At 62.5% G+C, this 25,196-nt stretch carries 19 protein-coding genes and 4 pseudogenes; 13 read left to right on the forward strand and 10 right to left on the reverse strand.

The window, feature by feature from the left end:
- Positions 1 to 231 precede the first annotated feature (231 nt).
- Both istA and istB read left to right on the forward strand, forming a co-directional pair.
- Complete coding sequence (istA, locus tag ACH46_RS19230; protein WP_119699221.1) at positions 232 to 1,743, forward strand: IS21 family transposase; 1,512 nt, start codon at positions 232 to 234, stop codon at positions 1,741 to 1,743.
- Positions 1,740 to 2,528, forward strand: a complete 789-nt coding sequence (gene istB / locus ACH46_RS19235) for an IS21-like element helper ATPase IstB (RefSeq protein WP_062394395.1) — start codon at positions 1,740 to 1,742, stop codon at positions 2,526 to 2,528. Before istA ends, istB begins: the two co-directional genes overlap by 4 nt.
- A 25-nt stretch (positions 2,529 to 2,553) precedes the next feature.
- Here the strand turns inward: istB and ACH46_RS22015 are convergent.
- Positions 2,554 to 2,709, reverse strand: a pseudogene (locus ACH46_RS22015) (hypothetical protein); the annotation flags it as partial.
- Between the two features lie 262 nt (positions 2,710 to 2,971).
- Between ACH46_RS22015 and ACH46_RS19240 the strand changes: the two are divergent.
- Both ACH46_RS19240 and ACH46_RS19250 read left to right on the forward strand, forming a co-directional pair.
- Positions 2,972 to 3,715 carry a DUF4839 domain-containing protein gene (locus ACH46_RS19240; RefSeq protein WP_075844772.1) on the forward strand — a complete coding sequence of 248 codons (744 nt, stop codon included), beginning with the start codon at positions 2,972 to 2,974 and terminating at the stop codon, positions 3,713 to 3,715.
- 1,354 nt (positions 3,716 to 5,069) lie between these two features.
- Positions 5,070 to 5,726, forward strand: a complete 657-nt coding sequence (locus tag ACH46_RS19250) for a hypothetical protein (RefSeq protein WP_006898340.1) — start codon at positions 5,070 to 5,072, stop codon at positions 5,724 to 5,726.
- Between the two features lie 272 nt (positions 5,727 to 5,998).
- Here ACH46_RS19250 and ACH46_RS22020 read toward each other — a convergent pair whose 3' ends face one another.
- Positions 5,999 to 6,970 (reverse strand): lipase family protein, encoded by a 972-nt coding sequence (locus tag ACH46_RS22020; RefSeq protein WP_120298774.1) that lies wholly within the window; start codon positions 6,968 to 6,970, stop codon positions 5,999 to 6,001.
- A 547-nt stretch (positions 6,971 to 7,517) separates the two neighbouring features.
- On the reverse strand, positions 7,518 to 7,823 hold the full coding sequence (locus ACH46_RS19255; RefSeq protein ID WP_062394397.1) for an SMODS domain-containing nucleotidyltransferase: 306 nt from the start codon (positions 7,821 to 7,823) through the stop codon (positions 7,518 to 7,520).
- Between the two features lie 311 nt (positions 7,824 to 8,134).
- On the opposite strand from ACH46_RS19255, the gene ACH46_RS19260 reads away from it, so the two are divergent.
- A complete protein-coding gene (locus tag ACH46_RS19260) occupies positions 8,135 to 8,503 on the forward strand; it encodes a helix-turn-helix domain-containing protein (RefSeq protein WP_062394399.1) in 369 nt (122 codons plus the stop codon).
- Between the two features lie 3 nt (positions 8,504 to 8,506).
- A complete protein-coding gene (locus ACH46_RS19265; RefSeq protein ID WP_062394401.1) occupies positions 8,507 to 9,079 on the forward strand; it encodes an ImmA/IrrE family metallo-endopeptidase in 573 nt (190 codons plus the stop codon).
- Positions 9,080 to 9,353: 274 nt separating this feature from the next.
- On the opposite strand, the gene ACH46_RS19270 is transcribed toward ACH46_RS19265, so the two are convergent.
- Positions 9,354 to 10,271, reverse strand: coding sequence for a hypothetical protein (locus tag ACH46_RS19270; RefSeq protein WP_062392907.1), 918 nt, complete (start codon positions 10,269 to 10,271; stop codon positions 9,354 to 9,356).
- On the opposite strand from ACH46_RS19270, the pseudogene ACH46_RS19280 reads away from it, so the two are divergent.
- Together ACH46_RS19280 and ACH46_RS21710 are read left to right on the forward strand one after the other, a co-directional pair.
- Positions 10,270 to 11,519: pseudogene (locus ACH46_RS19280) on the forward strand (IS3 family transposase). The gene ACH46_RS19270 and the pseudogene ACH46_RS19280 overlap by 2 nt on opposite strands.
- A gap of 27 nt (positions 11,520 to 11,546) precedes the next feature.
- Positions 11,547 to 11,717, forward strand: a pseudogene (locus tag ACH46_RS21710) (IS481 family transposase); the annotation flags it as partial.
- On the opposite strand, the gene ACH46_RS19285 reads toward ACH46_RS21710, so the two are convergent.
- The gene (locus ACH46_RS19285; protein WP_006896186.1) at positions 11,714 to 12,190 is read right to left on the reverse strand and encodes a PaaI family thioesterase; all 477 of its coding nucleotides are present in this window, start codon (positions 12,188 to 12,190) and stop codon (positions 11,714 to 11,716) included. The pseudogene ACH46_RS21710 and the gene ACH46_RS19285 sit on opposite strands and share 4 nt — an antisense overlap.
- Positions 12,191 to 12,304: 114 nt before the next feature.
- On the opposite strand from ACH46_RS19285, the gene ACH46_RS19290 reads away from it, so the two are divergent.
- Together ACH46_RS19290 and ACH46_RS19295 are read left to right on the forward strand one after the other, a co-directional pair.
- Complete coding sequence (locus tag ACH46_RS19290) at positions 12,305 to 12,931, forward strand: TetR/AcrR family transcriptional regulator (protein WP_006896187.1); 627 nt, start codon at positions 12,305 to 12,307, stop codon at positions 12,929 to 12,931.
- An 86-nt stretch (positions 12,932 to 13,017) separates the two neighbouring features.
- Positions 13,018 to 16,059 (forward strand): MMPL/RND family transporter, encoded by a 3,042-nt coding sequence (locus tag ACH46_RS19295; RefSeq protein ID WP_006896188.1) that lies wholly within the window; start codon positions 13,018 to 13,020, stop codon positions 16,057 to 16,059.
- A gap of 38 nt (positions 16,060 to 16,097) precedes the next feature.
- On the opposite strand, the gene ACH46_RS19300 is transcribed toward ACH46_RS19295, so the two are convergent.
- Complete coding sequence (locus tag ACH46_RS19300) at positions 16,098 to 17,321, reverse strand: IS110 family RNA-guided transposase (RefSeq protein ID WP_006896189.1); 1,224 nt, start codon at positions 17,319 to 17,321, stop codon at positions 16,098 to 16,100.
- Positions 17,322 to 17,558: 237 nt separating this feature from the next.
- Here ACH46_RS19300 and ACH46_RS19305 point away from each other — a divergent pair, with 237 nt between their 5' ends.
- From ACH46_RS19305 to ACH46_RS20950, 3 genes and pseudogenes are all read left to right on the forward strand, one after another.
- Entirely contained in the window at positions 17,559 to 18,524 is a 966-nt protein-coding gene (locus tag ACH46_RS19305) for a metallophosphoesterase (protein ID WP_226995583.1), read from the forward strand.
- Positions 18,487 to 19,757, forward strand: a protein-coding gene (locus ACH46_RS19315; RefSeq protein ID WP_417935242.1) for an IS3 family transposase whose coding sequence is annotated in 2 segments (ribosomal slippage) — positions 18,487 to 18,829 and positions 18,829 to 19,757 — 1,272 coding nt in all. Because the reading frame shifts where the segments join, the coding sequence is not laid out codon by codon here. The genes ACH46_RS19305 and ACH46_RS19315 overlap by 38 nt, the downstream gene beginning before the upstream one ends.
- 37 nt (positions 19,758 to 19,794) lie before the next feature.
- Positions 19,795 to 19,998: pseudogene (locus ACH46_RS20950) on the forward strand (metallophosphoesterase); the annotation flags it as partial.
- A gap of 11 nt (positions 19,999 to 20,009) precedes the next feature.
- Here ACH46_RS20950 and ACH46_RS19320 read toward each other — a convergent pair.
- From ACH46_RS19320 to ACH46_RS19335, 4 genes are all read right to left on the reverse strand, one after another.
- Positions 20,010 to 21,473, reverse strand: a complete 1,464-nt coding sequence (locus ACH46_RS19320; protein WP_226995584.1) for a site-specific integrase — start codon at positions 21,471 to 21,473, stop codon at positions 20,010 to 20,012.
- A gap of 17 nt (positions 21,474 to 21,490) precedes the next feature.
- Complete coding sequence (locus ACH46_RS19325; protein WP_062392913.1) at positions 21,491 to 21,856, reverse strand: helix-turn-helix domain-containing protein; 366 nt, start codon at positions 21,854 to 21,856, stop codon at positions 21,491 to 21,493.
- Complete coding sequence (locus ACH46_RS19330) at positions 21,853 to 23,004, reverse strand: tyrosine-type recombinase/integrase (protein WP_062392914.1); 1,152 nt, start codon at positions 23,002 to 23,004, stop codon at positions 21,853 to 21,855. The genes ACH46_RS19325 and ACH46_RS19330 overlap by 4 nt, the downstream gene beginning before the upstream one ends.
- Before the next feature lie 550 nt (positions 23,005 to 23,554).
- Positions 23,555 to 25,090, reverse strand: coding sequence for an acyl-CoA synthetase (locus ACH46_RS19335; RefSeq protein ID WP_058253280.1), 1,536 nt, complete (start codon positions 25,088 to 25,090; stop codon positions 23,555 to 23,557).
- Between the last annotated feature and the right edge of the window lie 106 nt (positions 25,091 to 25,196).

The following is a 25,196-nucleotide window of genomic DNA, read 5'->3' on the forward strand; positions in this document are numbered from 1 at the left end:
ACTCAGCGTGGGAGAACAGCGTTTCTCCGTTATGAAACTTCGCCTGAGCGAAGAATGTGCGCGAGCTTGTCCATGGCCATGAGAAAGTCCCCATTGGTGGCCAGGTCGAGGTCCCCGCTGGTGGCCAGATAAAAGTCCCCACCCTGTGTTCGTCGTGTCGACCCGGAACTGAGGGCCCAGGCGATGACGGTGAAGGTGCCAACCGATCACCATCACCGCCTGGGAGTTCCATTGAAGTCTGCGAAGGACCGTATGGACATCATTTCTGCTTACCGAGAACTCGGAAGCTATCGCGCCGCAGCCGAGGTGTGCGGCACCACCCACAAGACCGTCAAGCGTGTGGTCGACCGGTTCGAGGCCGACGATCAACCACCCGACCGCAAGGAACGGGCCCGCAACTACGATGCGGTCGCCGAGTTGGTCGCTGAGCGAGTCGAGCGGTCACACGGCCGGATCACCGCCAAGCGACTGCTGCCGGTAGCACGTGCCGCGGGCTATGAGGGCTCGGCCCGCAACTTCCGTCGTCTCGTCGCCCAGGAGAAAACACAGTGGCGCCGTGATCATCATCGTGGCCGCCGCCCGGCGGTGTGGGCTCCGGGTGACTACCTGGTCATCGATTGGGCCGTAATCGGCGGGCTGCACATGTTCTGCGCGGTGTTGGCGTTCTCGCGGTGGCGGTTCGTTCGGTTCGCCACCAACGAAACATCCACCACCACACTCGGATTCATCGCCGAAGCGTTAGAAGAGATCGGTGGAGTGCCCAACAAGGTACTCGCTGATCGGATGGGTTGCCTCAAAGGTGGAGTCGTCGCCAACGTCGTCGTACCCACCCCCACGTATGTGCGGTTTGCCACCCACTACGGGTTTTCCCCGGACTTCTGTCACGGCGCCGATCCGGAATCGAAAGGGATCGTGGAGAACCTCTGCGGGTACGCGCAGTCGGATCTGGCGCAGCCGTTGTGGACCGAAGCCAAGATCGCTGCTGGTCGTGACGACGTGCAGCTGGATGTGCACGCAGCGAACCGGGCCGCGCGGGACTGGTGTGTCGAGGTCAACACCCGCCGTCACAGCGACACACTGTGCGTGCCTGCTGACCAACTCACGATCGAACGAGACACATTGAGCCCGTTGCCGTCTCTGCGGGCCCAGGTCGGTCCACCGCCGGTCACCCGTAAGGTCGATCGCCTCTCGTGTATCCGGTACGCCTCGGCCCGCTACTCGGTACCCAACCGGCTCATCGGCACCACCGTGACCCTCATCCAGGACGGTGAGCGGCTCCTGATCGCCGAACCTGCCTCCGGTGAGGTGGTCGCCGATCATCTGTTGGCCGCACCTGGTGAGGTCGTCCTCAACGATGATCACTACGGGGGGCCACGCACCCCGCCCAGTCGTGCACCACGGCCCAAAACTGCGGTAGAGAAACAGTTCTGCGATCTCGGTGAGGTTGCTGAGCAGTTCCTGGTCGGTGCCGCGGCCATCGGGAACACCCGCCTGGGCGGTGAACTCGATGACATCCTCGGGCTCGTCACCTCCCACGGCCGCGAACAGGTGCTCACCGCTCTGACCAGGGCGGTGGCGTTCCGGAGGTTCAAGGCCGCCGATGTGCGCTCGATCCTCGATGCCGGAGCCGGCACCCCCAACCCGCGACCGGCCGGCACAGCACTGTTGGGTCACCTGCCTACCGCGCCCACCCGCTCGCTGGATGCCTACAAGCTGGGCGCCGGCGACAAGGAGGTGTCATGACCACCACAACATCGACACCCGTTGCACCTCAGACAGTGCCGCCGCTACCGGCCGACCTCGATCACGCGCTACGCCGATTGAAACTGGCCTCGATCCGCCGCAGCGCACCCGAGGTCCTGCTCACCGCGAAAACCCAGCGGTGGACACCCGAAGAAGTACTGCGAACCCTGGTGGAAACCGAGATCGCCGCTCGTGATGCCTCCAACATCCGCAACCGACTAAAAGCTGCCGGGTTCCCGGTCACCAAAACCTTGGAATCGTTCGACGTGGCCGCATCCTCTATTCCGGCCAATACCTTCGAATACCTGTCTTCACTGGAATGGGTTCGGGCGCAACATAATGTCGCCCTGATCGGCCCTGCCGGGACGGGTAAGAGTCACACCCTGATCGGGCTGGGGATCGCCGCAGTGCACGCCGGACACAAAGTGCGGTACTTCACCGCCGCCGACCTCGTGGAGACCCTGTATCGCGGGCTGGCCGACAACACCGTCGGCAGAACCATCGACACCCTGCTGCGCCAAGATCTGCTCATCCTTGACGAGATCGGATTCGCCCCGCTCGACGACACCGGCACCCAACTGCTGTTCCGGCTCGTCGCCGGCGCCTACGAACGCCGATCTCTCGCGATCGCCAGCCACTGGCCCTTCGAACAATGGGGACGATTCCTGCCCGAACACACCACCGCCGCCAGCATCCTCGACCGGCTCCTGCACCACGCCACCATCGTCATCACCGACGGCGACTCCTACCGCATGACACACCGAACGGAGGTGCCACCGACCTAGAACATCCCGCACAGGGTGGGGACTTTTACCTGGCCACCAGCGGGGACATCAAACTGGCCGTTGACATCGGAGCACCCGCAGCACCCCGTGTATCAGACAGCAGCGGGGCTAGCTTTCCACTACCCAAGTCGGGTGCTGGCGGGGCGGGCGCCACCTGTGCCCTCCATTTCTTGCCGTCCCAGTACCGTGATCCTGAACCTCCCGATGGATCTGGATACCACCCAGGTGGGGGAGGCGGTGGAGTGGTCGTATGGGTGCCCTCTCTTGACGAAACTCGACAAGATTAGCCGCACTCGTCCGTCCTTCGGCCCTGACCCTCCGCAGGATCACCCGCGGGCGACAAAGGGATATGGGGTGTCCCAGTGGCGGGTACGGGCTCGGATGGCCAGTAGGCTCAGCACGGGCCGGCCACCTTCCTGGCATGAAGCTGAGGGGCTGTGAGCATGGCAACGGACACCGGAGTCACGTACGAGACGAAAACGATCCGTGCGGTCCGCGGCATGGAGTCGCGGATTGTAAAGAAGTGGGAGGCCGACGGCTGGGAGTTGGTCTCGCAGTCGCCAGGTATGGTTCAGGTTGAAATCACCTTCCGTCGCCCCCGGCCGAAGTCTCGTCGGCTGCTTTGGATCATCGGTGGCGGCGTGGTTGTGCTCGTGCTGGCAATCATTGTGACCGTCGGGCTAGTCATCGAGAAGAACACTGCCCCGGCGAATCCCGCGCCGGGTGAAGCGACAGCTTCGCCGAGCGGGCAACCGTCCGCTGAAGCGACTGGCGAAGCAGCGTCACGGTCATCGACCCGTGATGGCGAGGTGCTCACGCCTGAGAACAGTCCTGAGTTCGCGGCTGTCCTCGCGTTCACTGACTACTGCTCGCCGGACATCGCAGCGTTTGCTGCGGCTCATCGTGGTCGAACGATCGTGTTTCCCGGCAGCATCGCCGCGATGGCACCGCACGGGAACGCGAAGACTAGGTACGACATCCTAATCAACGCGGGCGACGCTGCGTCAGCGACTGGACCGGCTTTCCAGTTCCGTGATGAGAACACCCTCAACGACCTCCACTGGGTCGGCCCGGTACCGGACACGATCGGCGTGGGGACGAACCTCGACATAACGGCCGAAGTCGACCGCTACGAGGATCGGTCGTGCCTGCTACTGCTTGAGCCGGTTGCAACCGCCGTTCGCTAGCCGTACGTAGTAGCTCGCGGCGCGCACGCCACCCACCTGTCTCGGAACGACATCCGCAGCTGTGCTGCTGTTAGGCGACATGGGAACAGGCAACGGCTAGTTGAGCCTGGAGTCGTGCTCGAGCGCACCACGCTGCCGACGCCCGCGGGCGGCAAAAACCTAACTGACCATGCTCGCCGACACCACTCCTCGGGTCCTCAGTCTGCGTAACGAGCTCTCCGGACAGGCGGATACACTCAGCGAAACCTGAGACCCAGTACCGGCAAGGAATTTCGCCCATGCACGCGGCCGATGACGCCGACAATGATCGCGACGCCCCCACGAGCTACTACCTGAGTCAAGCCGTCGCCACACTACTGATCCCAGGAACCGGTCTCACTGTGGCTGAGTGGGTTGACGACAACAAAGGTCCACTGATAATCGCGGACGGTGACCCTGCCTTTCGGGAGTGGCTGCGTCGTCTCCGCTCCGCAGCTGCTGACATGCTTGTCACTGCACCGTATGAAGCTTGGCCCATATCCGGATCAGTCGTAATCACTCGTCCCATACGAGGCAGCACCGGTAACGAACTGGTTCCCCCTCAGTCGGTGACAAGCGCGCGAAACAGCTTCTGCGTCCTGTGCGTCACGCCCGGAGCAGTCCTTCATCAGGCCTCTCATACTCCGCACACTCGTGGCGAAGTCCGGCCACAGCCGCCAGCCGCGGACGTCGCAGCGGCACCACCGTCCGGGCGCATTGGTAACGATGCTCAACTACGCTCTGCGCTATGGATTGACGCTGTTCGCCGACTGAACACGGTGCGGGAAGAGTTCGCTGCCTACGAGACCGACGCAACGGCATTCTTCCATCGCCCACTACTGGCCGATCGAACACACCCGCTCGTGCAAGCTTTCTACACTGCTTTCGCCCATGCCGATGCCTTGCGAGTAGATGGCACCGTTCCTGACGAACTCGGTTTCGTGCGTGACTTCGCCGATCGGGCCGTTGCTGCCGAAACCGCATGGAGGGCCGCGTACGCAGCTGCTTCAGCCTCGGGTGACAGCGGTCTGTCGGCTGAGCAACGAACTCTGCTGCGACGCGCTGAATCGGCAATCAAAGTGGCGCTCGACGATCGATCTCCTCCTAACGAACGAGCAACTGCCTACCGACGAGTGACCGAACTCTTCGGCAAGGCTCACATCGATGTTCCCGCGAGCATAGCCACGGAGTTGCGCCACCAAATCGAGAGCGCTACTCGCAAGACGCTCCCTGATCGACCCGGTCAAGGACTCGAGGCCCATCCAAAGATTGACAGACTCTCATGTCAATCCGCCGTTCCCGACAACAATTGTGACCAAGCAGAAGGACCAACCACATGGATGCCACCGGAATAGCAGTAGCGGTCATCATCGCGCTGGCCGTGATCGTCGGCGTCGGCTGGTTCGAATACCGCCGGCGGGAGTTCGGCAAGCTCGATGTCGAGGTACAGCACGCAGTGACAGCCGCCAGGTCTGCACGCAAGCAGTTCCGGGCTGCATCGCGGCTGATGACGACAGAAGTCGCCAGCATCGAGCGAACCATCAGCGAACTGAGCAGCGTCAAGGGCCAGCGGGTCGCCGCCGGCGGAGGAGTGACGGTCTACCAGCGATGGATCGACACCAGGCAAGGTAGCGGGTCGATCATCGGCGTCACCGCATCGGCAGCCGACGAATCCACCAACGGTGCCGGCAACGCGTACGTTGTGGTTGATGGTCCTGCAGTAAATGGTGTCGCCACCCTTGATGCATCGAAAGACCCAAAAGCCGGTCCGAACGCCTACGCGCTGGCGGCAGCGATCAACAAACAAGCACGGCTGGCCGCTGACGAGAAGAAGACGCTTCCCGAAAAGATCGAGCGAGCCAAGAGTCAGCTGACGACCGCCACACGAAGTCATGAGCAGAAGGTCGAGGCGGCACGCTCTCATTTCAGGGGACGGCTAGAAGTGCTGCCGACAGAGACTCGAGCGAAGTACTTTCGCAACGATCACGCCTAGTTTGGTCCGGCGCGCGTCACCCGTGGGGTTGGAGTTCACCCGGCGGTGATCGCGCGCTGGCTACGCGTCGTTTCGACCCGCTTGGACGCCATGTGTCTGCGACCTGCGTCGATCACTAAGCGCTGGACCAGCGGTCACGTGCTGCTGTGGTGGACAAACACTTGGTGGCCAGATGCATAGACGAGCTGTGTCGGTGACGGCCATGCTTCAGGGGCCAACCTGCGGAAGCCGGCAGACACGCTTGACTTCCGCAGGTCCTCGCTGTGAGCCATTTATTGGGTGAGTCGGCCTGCCAGCCAGTTGACTGCGATATTACCGGTAACCAATCCGACTGCGTGTCCTGGAGCTCCGATGGGCGGTAGCGATGGTGTGTTGATATTCGCCCTGGCGACGTTGGTACCCCCGCGTTTCCAAGCGTCTGCCGTGGCATTCGAATCGCCGGCGGGGACAACGTCGTCGTTCACGTTCTGCATAAGGAGTACCGGATGACTCGGTGCCGTTCGTCCCATTACGAAACTCTGGAATACGCTGTTTATCTCAGGATCGGAAGCCAACTCTTCGATTAACGGTCGCCCACTTACCGTCATCCCCTTTGTCGATCTGAAATAGTGGCCGACGACACTGCCCACCAGACACTCACCCGCAGTCTTACGCAGAAAATCTCTACCCTGACTGTTTAGTTTCGCATCGATCTTCGGCGCAAGTTGCGGATACTCAGCCCGTACCCCGTTCACGAAGTAGCCAATAACTCCGGCCGATAGCTTCCCTTCGTTGAACATCATTGTTCGCGCCGGGTTGGTCGGGGGCGCACCGACCACAGACCCTCTGATATTGAGTTCAGGGGCATAAGACTTGGCCTGTTCGGCAGCGGCGGCAGCTGCCCCGCCCCCCTGTGAGTATCCCCAGATTCCGACAGGCGCTCGGCGATCAACTGCCCCCACCGATATAGCGGCGCGCGCAGCATCAAGCACTGCGTGGGCTTGGGGAATGGGCTGCAGGTAAGGTAGCCGCCCCGGCGCCTCCGTCCCCTGAAAGTCGGTCATGGTTACAGCGAACCCTCGAGTCAAGAGGGAAGCCACGTCAAGCAGCTGTAGCTCGATCATAGGAACGCCAGAGCGGTCGGTGGTCAGTCCGCGAGTCAGCAGCTGTGAAGGTCGGCAACTCGGATCCGAGCCGTGGGTGCCAACTGCATAGGTGACCAATGGGCGAGGTCCTCTACCAGTCCACTTCGAAGCCGGAACCATAACAATTCCCGTTGTAGCGACTGGCTTGCCGCGGGTATCGGAGCTTCGATACGTGACCGAAGTCGCCTTCACCCCAGTAGGGATGGCGCCTGCCAGGAGATCCGTCTTAACAGACCGCAGCAGGCCGCCGTTCTCGACAGGGGCGTCCGCAGGCTCTGCAACGGCCGGAGCGCCCGCTGTTGCTGTTGCTGTTGCTACGAGTAGCGCAGCAGCTGCGTATCCAATCGATCTTGCTAGGAAAGTACGGGGCACATCCACTCCTTCAAAAGTACACGTTGAGTTCTCTAACTGTGAACACACATCGTACACGTTGAGTTCTCTAACTGTGAACACACATCGAACTGTCTCGGGAGAACCAGTCTTCGGCACCTCGCTCGGCCGCACCCGATGTCACGGCGCACTCACCCGAGGTGCGACTGTGAGGCGCGCTGATGGGACAGCTGCTGACCTGTAGCGACGTGAACACTCGGAGTCAGCGCCTCCACGAGCTGGTGCATCACAAACCCCCGATTTGGAATGCCAATCTTCCCTGGCGTTGTATGTTCTCTCACAGGGTGAAGCGGGCGCGACCTCGTCCACACACGATGAAGAATCGGTCGAGGATGTCTTTTGACGTGACGTCGCTCGGCAGGTCAGGGAGCCGCACGAACACGTCAACGTCCTTGACCCGCTTGATCGACACGCTCCTCTTGTACGAACCGATCAGCACCGGGTCCACTCCGTACTCGGTGAGCTTCGTGTCGGCTTCGAGCGCATCGCGCACCAGTCGGTGCGCCTCCGGCGCATTGGCCTTGTCATCGCCGGGCTCGATGGAGCTCAGCGCATCCTTGAACTGCTGCTTGAGGTGAGCCATCGGGCCCTCCGATCTCGTTGTGATTGTTTGGACTTCTCTGAGCCTGCCTCATACCGCCGCCACTGCGGCGAGCATGAAGGACAGGTTGCGTACTACTTCTTGCCGCGCTTGCCGGCGCTCTCGTTGGTCGTGGTCTTCGGGTGACGCTTCACCGTGGACTGCTTCACGAACCGCCCCGTGACCGCGCTGCGCCCTCGCTTCCCTGCCATACCCCTCACCTCCTCGATATTCCAGAATCGATGCTGCGTTTCAATTCTAACACACTCCGTGTCGCAGGTGACGAGCTGTCGCAGATGTGACACACTGGGGACATGGCCAAGACCACGATCAACACGGCCGCGCTGTACTCCGCCCTAGACGCCGCGCGCCAAGAGCGACAACTCTCCTGGCGAGCGCTGGCTGGCAAGATCGGCGTGAGCCCTTCTTTGCTCTCCCGGCTCGGCAACGGCCTCAAGCCGGACTCGGACGGCTTCGCGACGATAATTTCCTGGCTCCGCCTGCCGGCCGAGGACTTCTTCGAATACGAGGGAGAACGTGACGCCAAAGACGACCGCCAACCCGAACTCATGGCGCAGCTCGCGCCGCTCCTGCGCGCCCGGAAGGACCTCAGCGAGACCGACGTCAAGTACCTGCAACAGATCATCGGCGCGACCATCGAACGCGCACGGGCGCAGGGATGACTTGTGCGTCGAGGATTCAAGACCGAGGCGAAGAACCTCGCACTGGAGCTACGGGCCGAGATCGGCCTCGATGCGCACACGCCGTTCGACCCCTACGTCTTCGCCTCTGAGTACGGCATCACCGTCGTCCAACTCAGCGACCTCGACGGCGCCGCGCGCGACCACTTCCTCCGAGCGGACGGAAGCGCACTGTCCGGGGCGCTGATCCCGCACGGCACTGGGGTGGTCATCCTAGAGAACGATGCTCAGCCCCTGACCCGTCGTCGCACCACCATGTGCCACGAACTCGCCCACGTCGTCCTGGAGCACCAGTTCGGCGTTTCGCTCTCCGACGAGCGGAAGTGCGGGCTCGGCGGAGTCCAAGAAGCCGAAGCCGACTGGCTCTCAGGGGAGATACTGATTCCCAACGAGGGTGCATTCCGGCTCGCCCGAGAAAACGCCTCTGACGAGGAGGCAGCTGATACCTACGGCGTCAGCCTCGCTCTCGCCCGCTGGAGAATGAACCACAGCGGCGCCCGCAAGGTCATGGAACGCGCTCGCGCCAAACGGTCCAAGACGCCCAGCCCCTACCGGTAGCTGCGATACGGCAACGGCAACCGACCCTGGGCTCGATGCTCGCTAGCTGTAATGACCACGGCCGGTAGAGCCATACTCGTTCGCCGTCGAACTCAAGAAGGGCGCCTCGGCCGAGGATCGCGAGACGTGGCGGTCGAGACCGCCATGATCGTCAACTCGCTAGGGGGGCTTCGCCGACTAACGGCAGCCTGGTAGTTGCTCCAGTCTACTGGTAACCACTCGTATCACTTTGTCTCGAGTCCAAACCAGCTGAGGCAGGCTCCGAAACCTGCCCTCAGGACGAAAGGGCAGGGACCGGTTTCGTGTAGCCGTCATCGCTGGCAGTTGGTTTGGGCGGGGCGCTGACCGATCGGCGGTGTCCCACGGCGGTGAGGATCACGCCACCGACGATCCACCCGGCGAGTACCAGCCACGATGACGTCGTGTCGGCCTGGGGGAAGTACGACAGTTCACGGACCAGCGTCGCCGATGCACCGGGTGGGAACCACTGTCCGATTTCGCCCCATGCTCCGGGGAGGAACTGTGACGGCAACGCGCTTCCCGAGATGGGGTTGGCGAACAGCATCATCACGACCGGGCCGATTGCAGTACCAGCGCGGCCGATCAGCGCAACGCAGCCGATCATCGGTGCGGCGATAGCGGCGATGGCCACGGCGAAGGCGCCGACGTTGAGTAAGTAGTTGCCCTGGATCGACCCGAACCAGAGTTGCAGGATGCTGGCGAGGACGATTCCGCCGACGATGGCGTACGTCGTCACTGCGAGGATGCGTCGCCTCGCTCCGACGATGACAGTCGAGATGAGGACGCCGCCGATGATGCCGCCGAAGAGCATCGGGAAGAACGCCGAGTTCAGCAGCGCGCCATTGGGGTCTTCGTCGGAGAACGGTGCAACGTCGGTGAGGGTCACTGTGGGTTCACCGCCCGGTGGGACCCCAGACTGTTGAGCGAGCGCCGACTCCAATGGGGTCGCCAGTTGCGCGGCAACCTCATTGACCGCACCATTGGCCGATGCGGTGAGCACCTCGGGCTGCGCACCGAGGACGATCCCGCCCATGTAGTCGCGAGATTCGATGCCGGCCACCACGGCGTCTCGATCATCGACGACGGTGACGTCGTAGATCTCACCACTCGAGGACTGAATCGTCCCGGGTTTGATGGAGACAGGTTTGACCGGAAGGGACACTTGTTTCATGCCTCGCCCATCGAAGTACTCGAAGGAATTGCGGGACCGTGCCACGCGCATGGCCATCGACGCCCGTAAGGACCCCGAGACCGCGCCAGGAGCGTTGGCGCGGATCGCCAAACAACTCGACATCAACCCTGAAACCCTGCGCAACTGGGTTCGCCGCGTCGAGGAAGGACAGGCCGCGGCACCGGGTGTGGAGACGGTCTCGGATATCGAACGGATCCGCCAGTTGGAGAAGGAAGTCTCCGAGTTGCGGCGGGCGAACGAGATATTGAAGACCGCGTCAGCTTTCTTCGCCGCCGAGCTCGACCGGCCACACCGCTGATCGTCGACTTCATCGACCAGCACCGTCATCGATGGCCAGTCGAGGCGATCACCGCCGCCCTCACCGAGGCAGGATGCGCGATCGCGCCATCGACCTACTACGCCGCCCGCGGCCGCGCCCCGTCGGCTCGAGCGGTCCGCGACGAGTATCTGAAAGAGCAGATCATGGACGTCTACGAAGACTCCGGCGGCATCTACGGCCGCCGCAAGATCCGCGCCGCCCTCGCCCGCCGAGGGATCACCGTCGCCAAGTGCACAGTCGAACGACTGTGCCGTGACCTGGGGATACGTGGCGTCGTGCGAGGTAAGTTCCCGCGTACCACGAAACCGGCACCCGAGACCGAACGCCCTGCTGATCTAGTCGACCGCGCGTTCTGCGCGACTGCGCCGAATCAGCTATGGGTTGCCGACATCACCTACGTTCGAACCGAGGTCGGTTGGGTCTACGTCGCGTTCGTGTTGGACGTGTTCTCGCGGATGATCGTCGGCTGGCAGACCTCGACCCGCATGTTCGCCGACCTGGCGATCGACGCATTGGCGATGGGCCTGTGGCTGCGTCGCCGGGCCGGCCAGGACATCACCGGCTTGATTCACCATTCCGACCGGGGCGTCCAGTACCGGGCGATCCGCTACACCCAGGCCCTTGCCGAGGCCGGCGCCGTCGCCTCGGTCGGCTCGCGCGGCGACTCGTATGACAACGCGATGGCCGAAGCCTTGAACTCACTGTACAAGCACGAGTTGATCTACCGGAAGGGCCCGTGGGCGTCGACGAACGCCGTCGAGATCGCGACTGCCGAGTGGGTCCACTGGTACAACACCACGCGCCTGCACGGCGAACTCGATCACCGGCCGCCGGCCGAGGTCGAAGACCACTACTGGCAGCAGCACGCCGCTGCTGCTGAGACAGAACCTGCACTACAGAACAAATGATCGGTCTCCAACAAACCCGGGTCTTGACAGACCCTGCAGGAGGAATGGGCCTACGCCCGTCCCTACCTCAGTGAAACCGAACGCGTCGCGGCCTTCCCCGAGTTCCTTCGCATCTACAATCACGAACGCGGCCACACCGCACTCCGAGGCAACTCACCCGCCGACCGCGTACCCAACCTGTCGGGTCAGTACAGCTAGTCGGCCTGAAAGAATCTGGTGATGAGGTCTGCTGTGGCGCCCCAGTCTCCGTGACGAAGAAAATGACTCAAGTCGACCTTTACGAAGACCGCTTCTGCGGCGAAATAGGTTGTGTCGCCGACAGTACCGTTGGCTTCGATGAAGAGCGCGCGGTCGGTTTCGTCGACGAGGGAGGCGGTGATGTGCACGGGGGTGTGCAGTGGGACCGGGCGTCGATACTCCACGGTGAGGGTTCGGGTGACTGCGGGTGTCTCGGCGATCCACAGGGTGAAACCCATGATGTCATCGCATGCCGCTGAGATGGCTCCGCCGTGGGCGAGTCCCGGGGCTCCTGAGTGGCGCTCGTCGAATTGCAGGTCGGCGTAGACGTGGTCGCCGTGCAGGTGTACCTCGAGGTGCAGGCCATTGGGGTTGTCTTCGCCGCATCCCATGCACCATGGTGCGTGTGCTGGTAGTGGTTTGTCGCCCCTCATAAGTGACCTTTCTGAGCCTTCAATCGGTACCGCCACTGGCAGTTTCGCTCTGTTACCGACGGTATTGTTGTGCAGTCAGGGGTTCGTGATTTTGGCTATATAGGGAGTGGCCAGGTGGAAACCATCGATTCCGACGATGTTGACCCGAGGCGGGTTCGGTCGCGTCAGCGTTTGTTGGATGCTGCGGTGACCTTGCTGAACAGTGGCGGGGTCGAAGCCGTTACCGTGGAGGCGGTCACTCGACTGTCTCGTGTTGCTCGCACCACCTTGTATCGTCACTTCGAGAGCTCCACAGATCTGGTGGCGGCTGCCTTCGAGCGATTGTTGCCTCAGGCCGAGACCCCCGAGACGACGACGTCGATCCGTGATGACCTGCTGAAGCTGATGCAGCGGCAGGCTGAGCTTATTGAGCAGGCACCGCTGCAGTTGACGACGCTGGCATGGTTGGCAATGCTTCCCGAGCAGCCCCGGCAATCCGGGCAATCCGACGGGGATCAGAACGCGCTCGCGCCACTGCGTCGTCGAGTCGTCGAGCAGTATCGAGAACCATTCGATCGAGTTTTGACGAGTGACGTGGCCACGGCGGAGCTCGGCGACCTCGATTTGACCATGGCAGTCACTCAACTGGCGGGCCCCCTTGTCTTTGCCAAGCTCACGGGCATTCGGTCGATGACCGTTGGCGATCTCGAACAGCTTGTCGACGATTTCCTCATGGCCCACCGGCGACACCAAACCTCCTGACCTCCTCCCCCATCTATGGTACTGCTAGTACCGTAACGATACCGTCGGTTTCGTAGACGGGCTGGGTCGAGGGTGAGGTGCTGCGTATGGTGGTCCAACGTCCAAGTGGTGGGCGCTTGGCGGCGCGCCGGTTGGCGGAACGCAGCGAGTACAGCACGACATTGGGGCGGTTGGCACGGTTCACCTTGGCGCACAGATTCCTCGTCATCGGGGCGTGGGTGGCTGTGGGTATCGTCTTGGCGATACTGTTTCCCCAGCTGGAGACGGTGGTGCGGCAGCAGTCTGTTGATCCGATCCCTGCTGGGGTTCCATCGTTTCAAGCACTCGATCAGATGGGTGGTGCGTTCGGTGAGAAGGGCGCCAAGACCACTGTTTTCGTGACCATGGAGAACCCGAACGGGTTCACCGACGTGGCGCGGGAACGCTACGACATGCTCGTTCTGCAGTTGCGCGAAAATTTCGACGATGTGCAGTCAGTGCGGGATTTGCTCTCCGATCCGACGACGGCCGGCCAGGCCTTGAGTGAGGACGGGCAAGCCTGGTACTTGCCTGTCGGGGTCACCGGAACTTTGGGAGGGCCAACGGCCACGCATGCTGTGGAGACCGTGCGCCAAACCGCGCAGCGCGTGTTTGACGGTACGGACACCACTGTCCATGTCACCGGGCCGACGGCCACTTTCAGTGACCAGATCGTCAGTGCTGAAAGCGATTTAGTCGTGATCACTGTGGCGACGGTGGCGCTTATCGCGATCATTCTGTTGATCGTTTACCGATCGCTGTTCACCGCGCTGGTGCCGTTGTTGGTGATCGGTGTCAGCCTCGGCGTGGGCCGCGGGGTCTTGTCCGCACTCGGCGAACTCGGTATGCCGGTATCGCAGTTCACCGTCGCGTTCATGACCGTCATCCTGCTCGGAGCCGGGGTCGACTACTCAGTCTTTTTCATCAGTCGCTATCACGAACGGCTACGCCAGGACGCTACCACTGAGGTTGCGCTCGTGGACGCGACAGCAACTATCGGACGGGTCATCCTGGCTTCAGCTGCCACGGTGGCGCTGGCCTTTTTGGCGATGGTGTTTGGTCAGCTGAGCGTGTTCTCCACCTTGGGTCCGGCATGCGCGATCGCCATCCTCATCGGATTCCTCGCCACGGTCACCCTGCTACCACCGGTGTTGCTGTGGGCGGCGCGATTCGGCTGGGGCGCACCCAGACGAGATCTGACCCGAAAGTACTGGAATCGCGTCGCCGTGCTCGTCGTGCGGCGTCCTGTGCCTCTGCTGGCACTAACCCTGGTCGGGCTAATCGTGCTTAGCGTCTTCGCGATGGGCATCCAGATCACCTTCGACGATCGTGAGGGGCAGCCCGCGACAACCGACAGCAACGAAGGCTACGCGTTGCTCGACCGTCATTTCCCTCAAGACGTCACTATCACTGAGTTCCTCGTTGTAGATGCACCGATCGATCTCCGTACTGCCAGCGGGCTGGCCGATCTTGAGCAAATGGCCTCACGTGTATCCCAGATCCCCGGAGTGACTCGAGTCATCGGTGTTACCCGTCCCACCGGGGACAAGCTCGAGCAAGCCGAGCTGTCCTGGCAGAACGGTCAGATCGGGGACCGGCTGGCGGGTGCGGTCGACGATGGCCAGAACCGCCGAGGTGACCTCGAACAGCTCCGTACCGGCGCATTCCAACTCGCCGACGGGCTTACTCAGCTCGACACCCAGGTACGCACCAACTTGGCCCCCCTGGCCGGCATCCTCGATCAGGCAAGCACAGCAGGGCAGCAAATTCAGCAGTACCAGCCGATACTCCGCCAACTCGCCGCATCTGCACCAGCGCTCGATCGCGCTTCTCAGAATGCCCCACAGCTGGCCGCGCTCACCCGCCAAACATCTGCAGCCCTGGCAACAGTGACCTCGATCCTGCCCATCCTCGATAATGCGCCCTGGTGCACCCAAGTCCCGCAGTGCGCAGCTCTGCGCGCGCAGACCCGCAATCTCGACGCCCTACTGAGCAACGGGACCCTCGACCAGATCGCCACGCTGTCAACACAACTCGCGCAGCTGGATACACCGATCTCAACAGTCACCGACCAACTCACTTCCACCGTCAACTCACTGGGCTCCACGCTGGGAAGCATCAGCAGCCAAGACCTTCCCGGCAAGCTCACCCAACTGCAAACAGGTATCAGTCAACTCGCGGCGGGATCACGCCAACTCGCCGCCGGTGTATCCGCGCTGATCGACAGCAACCTTCAACAACTCGCCGGGATGGCCGCGCTAGCCACACAACTACAAACCTCCGCCCGCGAGACCGCCGGAACAAACTCAGCAACCGGCTTCTACCTCCCACCTCAGGCCAACGCAGACCGCCGTTTCGTCGACGTCGCTCGCCAGTTCGTCTCGCCCGACGGCCATACCGTGCGCTACGCAATACAAACCAGCTTCGACCCCTACAGCACCGAGGCCATGCAACTGGCCGACACAATCACCGATGTCGCACTCGCCGCCAGACCGAACACAACCCTGCAGGACTCCAACATCGCGATAGCCGGGTTCCCCGCCATCAACGCCGATCTGCAACGTCTACTCACCGAAGACTTCCGACTCCTAGCGTTGGCCACCCTCACCATCGTCGGCCTGATCCTGATACTCCTACTCCGAGCACTCATCGCGCCGCTATACCTTCTGGGCACCGTCATACTCAACTACACCGCGGCACTGGGTATCGGTGTCCTGATCTTTCAACACATCCTCAAAACCGATATCGCCTGGCCCGTACCACTACTGGCCTTCATAGTCCTCGTCGCGGTCGGCGCCGACTACAACATGCTTCTTATCTCTCGCCTACGCGAAGAATCCCAAAACAACATCCGCATCGGCGTCCTGAGAACCGTCACCAACACCGGATCAGTCATCACCTCGGCCGGCCTCATCTTCGCTGCCAGCATGTTCGGACTCATGGCCGGATCCATCTCGATCATGACCCAGGTCGGACTCATCATCGGCATCGGCCTGCTGCTCGACACCTTCATCGTCCGCACCATCGTTGTGCCGACCATCGCCACACTTGTCGGCAGAGCAAGCTGGTGGCCGAGTACCCGAACCGACACGCATCCAGTGTCCCGCTAGTACGCACGCACGTGCCGAGATCTGACCGGCCCCGCCAGTCATCCAGCCATCGCGCCCACCTCATCGACTGACACCCGCTCGACGGTCGGCCGCGGCAACCACACCCTACCGTCGCGGATCAGTGCCCAGACCACGTCAACCAGACGTCTAGCGAGAGCGATGAGAGCGTGGACGTGGGAACGCTTCTCGCGTCGTTTGCGCTGGTAGAACTCGCGGGACGGGCCGTCGCGTTGCGAGCTGTTGAGTGCGGCCATGTAGAACACCTTGCGAAGTCCTCTGTGGTAACGCTGGGGTCTACGCAAGGCTCCCCGGCGGTTACCGGAGTCGTGCGGTACCGGAGCAAGGCCGGCGTAGGCGGCGAGTCTGGCGGGCGAGCCGAACGAAGTGAGGTCGCCGCCGGTGATCGCGACGAGCTCAGCGCCGCTTCGGGTGCCGATGCCTGGCACGGATTCGAGAATCCGTGCGTGACGGTGGCGGCGGAACACCTCGGTGATCTGCTTATCCAGGTCGGCGATCTGACGGGTCAGCATGACCAACGAGGTAGCCGCGTGTTGCACCAGTAGGGCTGTGGTCGCCTCGCCAGGCAGGGTGACGGTCTGCGCGGCCGCCGCGGCACGGGCTTTGTCGATCATCTTCGGGATCGTGGGTCGGCGGACGCCGTGACTGCGCAGGTGGTCGTAGATCTCGTCGTCAGAGACCGCAGCGATCGCAGATGGCGTGGCGAAGCGGGTGAGGAACGTTAGACCGGTCAGTGTCGAGTAGTCGAAACACCGTTCTAGTGCAGGGAAGATGCGGGTCAGCAGGCCGCGCAGGCGGTTGATGCCTCGCGTACGTTCAGCGACGAGGTCGTTGCGATGTCCGGTCAGCAGGTCGAGTTCGATCGCGACGTCGTCGGGCGCCGAGACGGTGGCGAGATCGCCACGTAGGCGGGCTGTCTGGGCGATCACGACCGCATCGCGGGCATCGGTCTTGCCCTCACCCGCGAACGCACCGGTCATGCTGTGCACGACCCGGCCGGGCACGTAGCGGATCTGCTGGCGCCGCGCAGCCAGCACACCCCTCAGCAGCGCCGATTCCGGTGCGGTCATGTCGATCGCCCACACCACGAATTTCATGTCGGCGACCCGGTCCATGAGCGCTTCGATCGCCGGTTGATCGTTGGGAAGCCGCCGAGACCACAGCACCGTTCCCGCCTCATCGACCGCGGCGGCGTGATGCGCATGCCGACCGACATCAATTCCTACCCAGATCTTTTCGTCCATACTGTCCTTCCGTGTGCGGTTGGCTCGTCAGGGTGGTTTCGCCGGCACACCTTTACACAGCGACAAGTTCGCGAACACATCTCAATCAGCGGCCGAAACGACCCGTCACGGTCCGGGGTGACCTTCCACGCCAAGCCACCAGCGACAACAGGTGATTGTCGAGCCACGCCCCGAACCGCGGACGAACGTCCGAGGCGACCGCCCCGGACGTACTCCAACGTAAAGGTGATTGTGGCGGTGGGCACCACGCTCTACGGCGTGGGTGAGGCCGCGTCGGTGCGGGTCAATCAGGAGTCGGTGACGTTGAAACGGCTGCCCGCCGAGTTCGACGGTCTACGCGTGGCCGTCGTCAGCGATTTGCACCTGGGACCCGCCCGCGGGGAGGCGTTCACACGCACGATCGTCGACATGGTCAACGCCGAGCGCCCCGACCTCATCGCGATCGTCGGTGACCTGTCAGACGAAACCATCGAGCATGTCGGATCAGACCTGCAGCCACTCGCTGATCTGCGAGCGCCGTTGGGTGTCTTCGGTGTCTCAGGCAACCACGAACAGATCTCCGACGACGTCGGCGCCTGGATGGACGAGTGGCGTTCGCTGGGTATCACCACCATCAACAACTCAAGCGTGGAGATCCGACGCGGGGCAGCCACCATCGATGTCGCTGGAGTGCATGACCTCAGCAATTCCGCCCCGTACGAACCCGACCTTGACGCCGCGGTCGCCGGTCGACCCGACGATCGATTCACCCTGCTACTGGCGCATCAACCCAACCACGTCCGGGAGGCAGCAGCCCACGACGTCGATCGGGCCTTCCCCCTGGATGTTGGACACGCTGATTCCAGCCTGATGCTGGGGAAGCGAGATGATGTAGTCCATGGCCAGGAAGCACTACGACGAGGAGGGGCCTTCCCCCTGGATGTTGGACACGCTGATTCCAGCCTGATGCTGGGGAAGCGAGATGATGTAGTCCATGGCCAGGAAGCACTACGACGAGGAGGGGCCTTCCCCCTGGATGTTGGACACGCTGATTCCAGCCTGATGCTGGGGAAGCGAGATGATGTAGTCCATGGCCAGGAAGCACTACGACGAGGAGGGGCCTTCCCCCTGGATGTTGGACACGCTGATTCCAGCCTGATGCTGGGGAAGCGAGATGATGTAGTCCATGGCCAGGAAGCACTACGACGAGGAGTTCCGGCGTAACGCGGTCGACTTGTACGAGACCACGCCGGGTGCGACGGTCCGGTCGATCGCCGGCGATCTCGGGATCGAACGCGGCACGCTACGCGGATGGCTCGACAAGTACGGGACCGGACGCAAGACCGGCGCCGACGGAACCCCGACCACCAGCCCGCTACACCGCAGAACCACCGATGAGGTACCCGACGGCGAGACTCCCGAGGAAGAACTGGTCCGGCTGCGGGCACGGGTCCGGGCGTTGGAGGTCGAGACGACGAAGCTGACGACCGAACGCGAGATCCTGCGGAAGGCAGCCAAGTATTTCGCGGGGGAGACGAACTGGTGAGCCGCTTCCAGTTCGTCGCCGACAACTCCGCCACCTACCCGGTGAAGTGGCTGTGTGACCTGCTCGAGGTCGTTCGTTCCTCGTACTACGCATGGCGCAAGGCCGCGCCCGGTCGCGAGCGTCGAGCCGCTACCGACGATGCCCTGCTCAAGGAGATCACAGCCGTGCACGACGAGGACACGTCCTACGGTGCCCCGCGGATCACTGCCGACCTCAACGACGGGAAACCCGCTGGTGAGCGCGTCAATCACAAACGTGTGGAGCGGGTCATGCGCGAACACGGGATCGCCGGCTACCGGAAACGACGACGGGTCAAGACGACGGTGCCAGAACCGGCAGAGCAGAAGTACCCGGACCAGGTGAAACGGGACTTCACCGCGCCGGCACCGAACAAGGTGTACGTCGGCGACATCACGTATCTACCGTTGGCGATCCCGGGTATCGACGGGAAGGCCAAGAACCTGTATCTGGCCACGGTCATCGACTGCTTCTCTCGCCGGCTCGTCGGGTGGGCGATCGCTGATCACATGCGCATCGAGCTGGTCATCGACGCGCTACGCGCGGCCGAGCGTGACCGCGGGAGTCTGCGCGGAGCGATCTTCCACTCCGACCACGGATCGGTCTACACCTCGAAGGACTTCGCTGACGCCTGCCAGGACATGGGCGTGACGCAGTCGATGGGCGCGGTGGGTACCAGTGCCGACAACGCGTTGGCCGAGTCGTTCAACGCGGCATTCAAACGCGAGGTCCTGCGCGATTCGGCGAGTTGGCCCGATGAGAGGACGTGTCGACGGCAGGCGTTTCGGTGGTTGACCCGCTACAACACGCGGCGGCGGCACTCGTTCTGCAACAACATGTCCCCGAACGATTACGAGCGGAGCGTCTCCGATAGAATCGGAGACGCAGCTTAATTCACCCCTGTGTCCACTATCCGGGGGGAAGCCCCATCTCCAGGTATCCGGACACACGCACGGCGGGCAGATGTGGCCGCTGCGTTACGCCGCCGCTGCTGCCGCCGACACCGCAGTCACCGGACTCGACTTCTACAAGGACACCACCGTGTTCACCACCTATGGGGCCGGCGCCTGGGGACCGCCCGTCCGAGTGGGTGCGCCGCCTGAAATCGCCATCCTGCAGTTGCGCAGCGCCTGATCGACCGACAGTCATTGCTCGCGTTGGCCGTTTCGTGCTGCAACGTATGCGCCAAACTGACTCGATCCGCGGAGTGCATGATTGATCGCCGTCTGTGTGTGGATGCCGAGTGCGTCTGCAAGGACAGGAGGCGGTGAGGTCTGGGTGATGGTTTGCCAGGTACCGAGACGCGTTGTGAGCGAGGGAAATCCGAGTGCCTTGAGGCGGCGCCTCAGGTGACTTTCGTTGAGATGGTTCCCAGGCTGATAACCGGGGAAGACCCACACCGATTCGCTATGCGCGGCGGTCTGCCGGTTGGTTGTCGCCTCGGCGACCTCGGCGACGAGCCGATCCAATGGCGACTCCAATACGATTGGGTGCTTTCCGAGGGTGATGGTGCAGGTCTCCTCGCGGTTGATCTGATCCCATCGCAATGCGGCGACTTTGTGAGTGGGCTGCCCGAACACCACGATCAGCGCAGCGGCCAGGCGATCGCGCGGAGTCAGCGCGTCGTTGGCAAAGAGCCGTGTGAGTTGTTCGACTTGCATGGTTTCGGTCAGGGCTCGTGTCGTGCCGCGTTGGTGAGGCGCGATCGTCAGCGGGGGCAATCGATACGTGGCGACTACCCACGGGAGAAATCGGCTCAATAGCCGGTTGGTTTCGGTGCCGGACGCGACGAACGTATCGACCTGACTTTGATCGACGTCGGTGACCGATATCTGCAGCATGTCGAGGAAGTTGAGGAAGTCGATTGCAACGGTCACTCCCTGCTTGGCGGCGAGAAACGTTCCGTTGGTGCACTTGTCGTCGAATCGTCTTGACACATGCCACCGAATGTAGCTGCGGATCACGAGCTGATTGTCAGGGTTGGTGAGCGTCGCGAGCTTGCTGTCGGCCCACGCGGTGAACCTGGTCCGGAAATCCACTCGGGCGCCATCGATGCCGTGCTCATCGAGGAGGGCGCGAATGTGCACGGACGAACGGTTCACCGGTAGCGCTGCCAGCAGTCGCTGGTCCACAGTGTCGGCGGCGGCGATCTGTTGGAGCACGGCGCGAACAGTTGGGTTTCGCAGCCACGTGACCCCGCTGTTGGCGCGAGGCATCTGTTTAAGCGCAGCTGCGAGGCCGGCCAGTTGCGGATTGACGACACCGGTGTGCGGGTTGGTGAGGAGTTCGTCGACTTGATGGGCGAGCTCGCAGCGCCAGCAATGACCGCGACGGTAGAGCTCGGCCTCGGCTCCGCATTCGACGCAATCGACGTTGAGTTGGATGCCGCTACAGGTGCGGCACAGGTATTGGCCGGTCGGTGTGCGTCCCGGGACAATTCCTGAGTGTGCGCATTCAACACATTGCCCGACAACGCGTTTGGCTTGGTTGTAGCAATAGCAGCAGATTGGGGTGTCCTGCCACCACGCGGCGGTGAGATAGGCCTCACCGCATCGTTCGCACGGCTCGTACCGGTCAGGTTCGGGTGCGGGCTTCCGGCGTGCCATCATCTATCATCACCGCGGGCCTAGGTATCTCGTGGGCCGTCGTCGGAATCGACCACGCGAACGCGACGAACCCCGGGAGCCTTCTTCGGTCGGGCTTCTCCTGCCGGCAGAATGTCGGGTGCGGTTCCGGTTGCCCTACCTTGCATCACCACGACGGGCTCGAACAATTCGGCGGGGGAGCAGTCGAGGATGTCACACAGCGCGGCGAAGACCCGGCTGTTGATGCGTTCCGGTTTGCCCGTCATCAATCGGTACGCCTGAGGTTGAGAGAGAGTGATACCGCGGCTCCGAAGGAGGGTGACCAGTTCGGTCGACTTCCACAGATTGCGGTCGGCCATGAGTTTTCGCAGGTTCCAATGGAAATCGACGCGCTTCTGAACGTTCATGCCTGGTTGCTTTCGCCGTAGGGGACAGCCGCGGATGCGAGTCGCTCGCGGATCATGCGCTGCAGGGTCTTCTGTCGGTAGTCCGAACTCACCTGGGTGTAGAGCGCCGTGGTGGATGAATGCTCGTGGCCCACCTGTTGTTGCACGAACAGCGGATCGTAGCCGTCCTCGATCAAGTGCGTGACGTACGACCGGCGAAACCCGTGAAGCGACAGACCATCTGGCAAACCGGCACGTCGACGATGGCCTGTGAATCGAGTGGCGTACGAGTTCAAGGTCAACTGGTCACCGCGTTCTGACGGCCACAGCCAGGGCGAGTCCGCCGCATGTCCCATGAGTTGTCGGCATCCTTCTGCGCCCACCCACGCCTCAAACACATCCGGACCCCAGTCCATCAGGGGAACCGTCAAGACAGTACGTCGCTTGTGTGCGGAGCCACGCGACCCTTTGCCGTACCGGACGTAGACAGCACCAAAGGCCTTATATTGCGGCACATGTGGATTCGGTCCGAAGTCATGGATCTGCAGTCGTAGGAGTTCTTGACGACGAAGGCCGTAGCCGTAAGCAACCTTTGCGATGCAGGAATCGCGCAGCGTGGTCAGCCAGGCCTTGTTGTTCTTCGCGTAGAGACGCTCAACTTCGTCGTCGAAGTAGTCGAACAGGGTCTGAACTTCATTGCGGGAGAACGCTCTCCGTTCTGGCTCCGCCTCGTTGTCAGAGACATGGACCGGAAGATTGTAGGCGAAGCAGATCTGCGACGGGTATTCGCCGAAGACCTGGGCGCACAGGTCTGGCCACCGGTAGACCGGCTCGCAGAGAAAGCTACAGAAGCCCCTGACCACCATCAGATAGGCGCGAATGGTTGACTTGGCGGCCGTCCCGCCATTGCGTGCGTTCAGCGTGGTGACGTACTCGTCGACGTCCTGCGGCATCCATCGCCACGGGTAGTCGCCAGAGACTGCCTGAAAATCCTGAAGGACTCGCAGGTAGCCATAGATCGTGGATGCACCCAACGTGCGTGCCATCAGCGCCGATTTCCAACCCTCGAGCATCTCTGTCCAGATCTGCTCTTCGGGACGAAGCAACTCGGCGCCAGACGAGACGAGTCGTAACGGGGCGCTACCAGGCAGTGGGTGTTCACCACTCATAATCCAGCACCATACGCCTCTATTCATCCAATGAATAGAGTTTCGGCAAATATCAGTGGGGCAGACCCGCGCCGGCGCCGACAACGATTCGGGGCCACGCTGTATCGAGCAACCAGTAAGGAGGCAGTGGTCCATACATGCTGCAGAAGAACTGAATCCACTCAGACGTGCAGAATCGTCACAGTGACATATTGCGCGCTCGCGCCAGGTGATGTCAGACGGGAGACCCGGCGAACTCACGGTGCATCGCACCTCATCCCGCGACCTTTCCATGCATCAGATGAATTATCTTGTCATGTCTGCACGTAGATCGGACGGAACCGTGCAGCTGCGTCATGCCGCGGGAGGCGAACAATCCGCGTTCCCGCTGGTTCTGGCGTTTTACCAATGATCTCGAGTATTCACCTGTTTGCGAACTCGATAGATAAGAGTGCCGATAATGTACGTTATGACAAGTAGGCGACGCCGAGTATCCCGCGAACTCGACCTCTCCCAGAGCGGGCCAAATGGCAGGTGGCTTGGTAGAGGAGCCTAACGAGCTATCCGATTGTTAGCTGGTGGCGACTGTGCCTTCCGTGATTGCATCACGCAGCACGTGCTTGAGAATCTTCCCCGAGGGGTTACGGGGAATGGGCCGGGTGATGAGCTCGCGCGGAAGCTTGTAACCCGCAATGAACTGGGATCCGTACTCGCGGAGCAACTCCAAGGTGACCTCGCGGCCCTCGACCGGGGTGACGACGGCGATGAGGCTCTCCCCGAACATCTCGTCCGGCCGCCCGACGACCGCCACATCGGCCACGTCCGGGTGGCCGGCGAGGGCCTGTTCGACCTCCACCGAGTACACGTTGCGCCCGCCCGTGATGATCATGTCCTTCATCCGATCAACGATCGTGATAAACCCGTCGGCGTCCCGGACCGCCACGTCGCCGCTGTGCAGCCAGCCGTCGCGGAGCGCATCGGCGGTGGCCTCGGGCTTGTTCCAGTAGCCCTTCATGATGGTCTCGCCTCGGTAAATGATCTCCCCGGGCTCGCCGACCGCGGTGTCGTTGCCCTCGTCGTCGACGATCCGCGTCTCGGCGTTAGTGATGGACGCCCGTCCGGTGGCATCTGGGCGGGCGCGTACTTCGTCCGGAGTGAGGAAGATGCCGGTCGGGCCGCCTTCGGTTTGGCCGCACAGCTGGAAGAACTGCACGTGCGGCAGGGTGGCGAGCAAGCTGGTCGCCGCGCTCGGCGGCATTGGTGCGGCGCCGAAGAAGCCCAGCCGCCACGCGGACAGATCGCGCGTGCCGAGCTCGGGGTGCTGCAGCAGCATCTGGTACATGGTGGGCACGCCCAGGAACACGGTGATGCGGTGCTTCTCCAGCGCATCCAGGACCGCCTTGGGCTCGAACGCTGGCAGCACCACGTGAGTGGTGCCCAGGCTGAACCCTGACATAACGAACAGGACCAGCTCCGCGCAGTGGTACATCGGCGCGACGTGCAGATTCCGGTCGAAGATATTCATACCGAGTGCGGAAACCGAGTTCCCCACCCACAGCATGCGGTGATGGTCGAACAACGCTCCCTTGGGACGCCCGGTCGTGCCCGAGGTGTAGAGGATAATGCAGTCGTCGTCCTCGATGACCTCCACTTCCGGCGCGGTGGTCGGCATGGTGTCTGCGAGCCGCGCGATGCCCTGCGCGGCGGGCTCGTCCAGCACCAGACTTTGCGGCGCGGACGGCAGCGGATCGAGTTCGTCGAGGCCGGCCACCACCACCGCGAGCCCCTCGGAGTACAGCAGCACCGTCGCACCGGAGTCCTCGAGCAGGTAGCGAAGTTCGCGGGCCGGCACGCGAGGGTTGAGAGGCACGGCAATGGCCCCCAGTCGGAACGCTCCGTACAGGCCCAGGATGTACGCGTCGGAGTTCGGACTCAGCAGTGCCACCCTGTCGCCCTTGCCGACTCCGAGCGACGCCAACGCGTGCGCATACTGATTGATCCGGGCCGCGAGCTGCTCGTACGAGTAGGTGCTCTCGCCGAAGATCAGTGCGGTCTTGTCCGGGTGCCGGCGGGCATTGAGCGCGAGGGCGCCTCCGAGAGTGGCCATGGTGACTCCTGAGGTGTTGAAGACTCCGGGATCGGGTATGTGACCCCGGACACAGCAGAAACAGTAACCGCCAACGCGGTTCTTGTACAGACGTTCAGCGAAAGAG

Source organism: Gordonia phthalatica (genome assembly GCF_001305675.1).
Taxonomy (GTDB): Bacteria; Actinomycetota; Actinomycetes; order Mycobacteriales; family Mycobacteriaceae; genus Gordonia; species Gordonia phthalatica.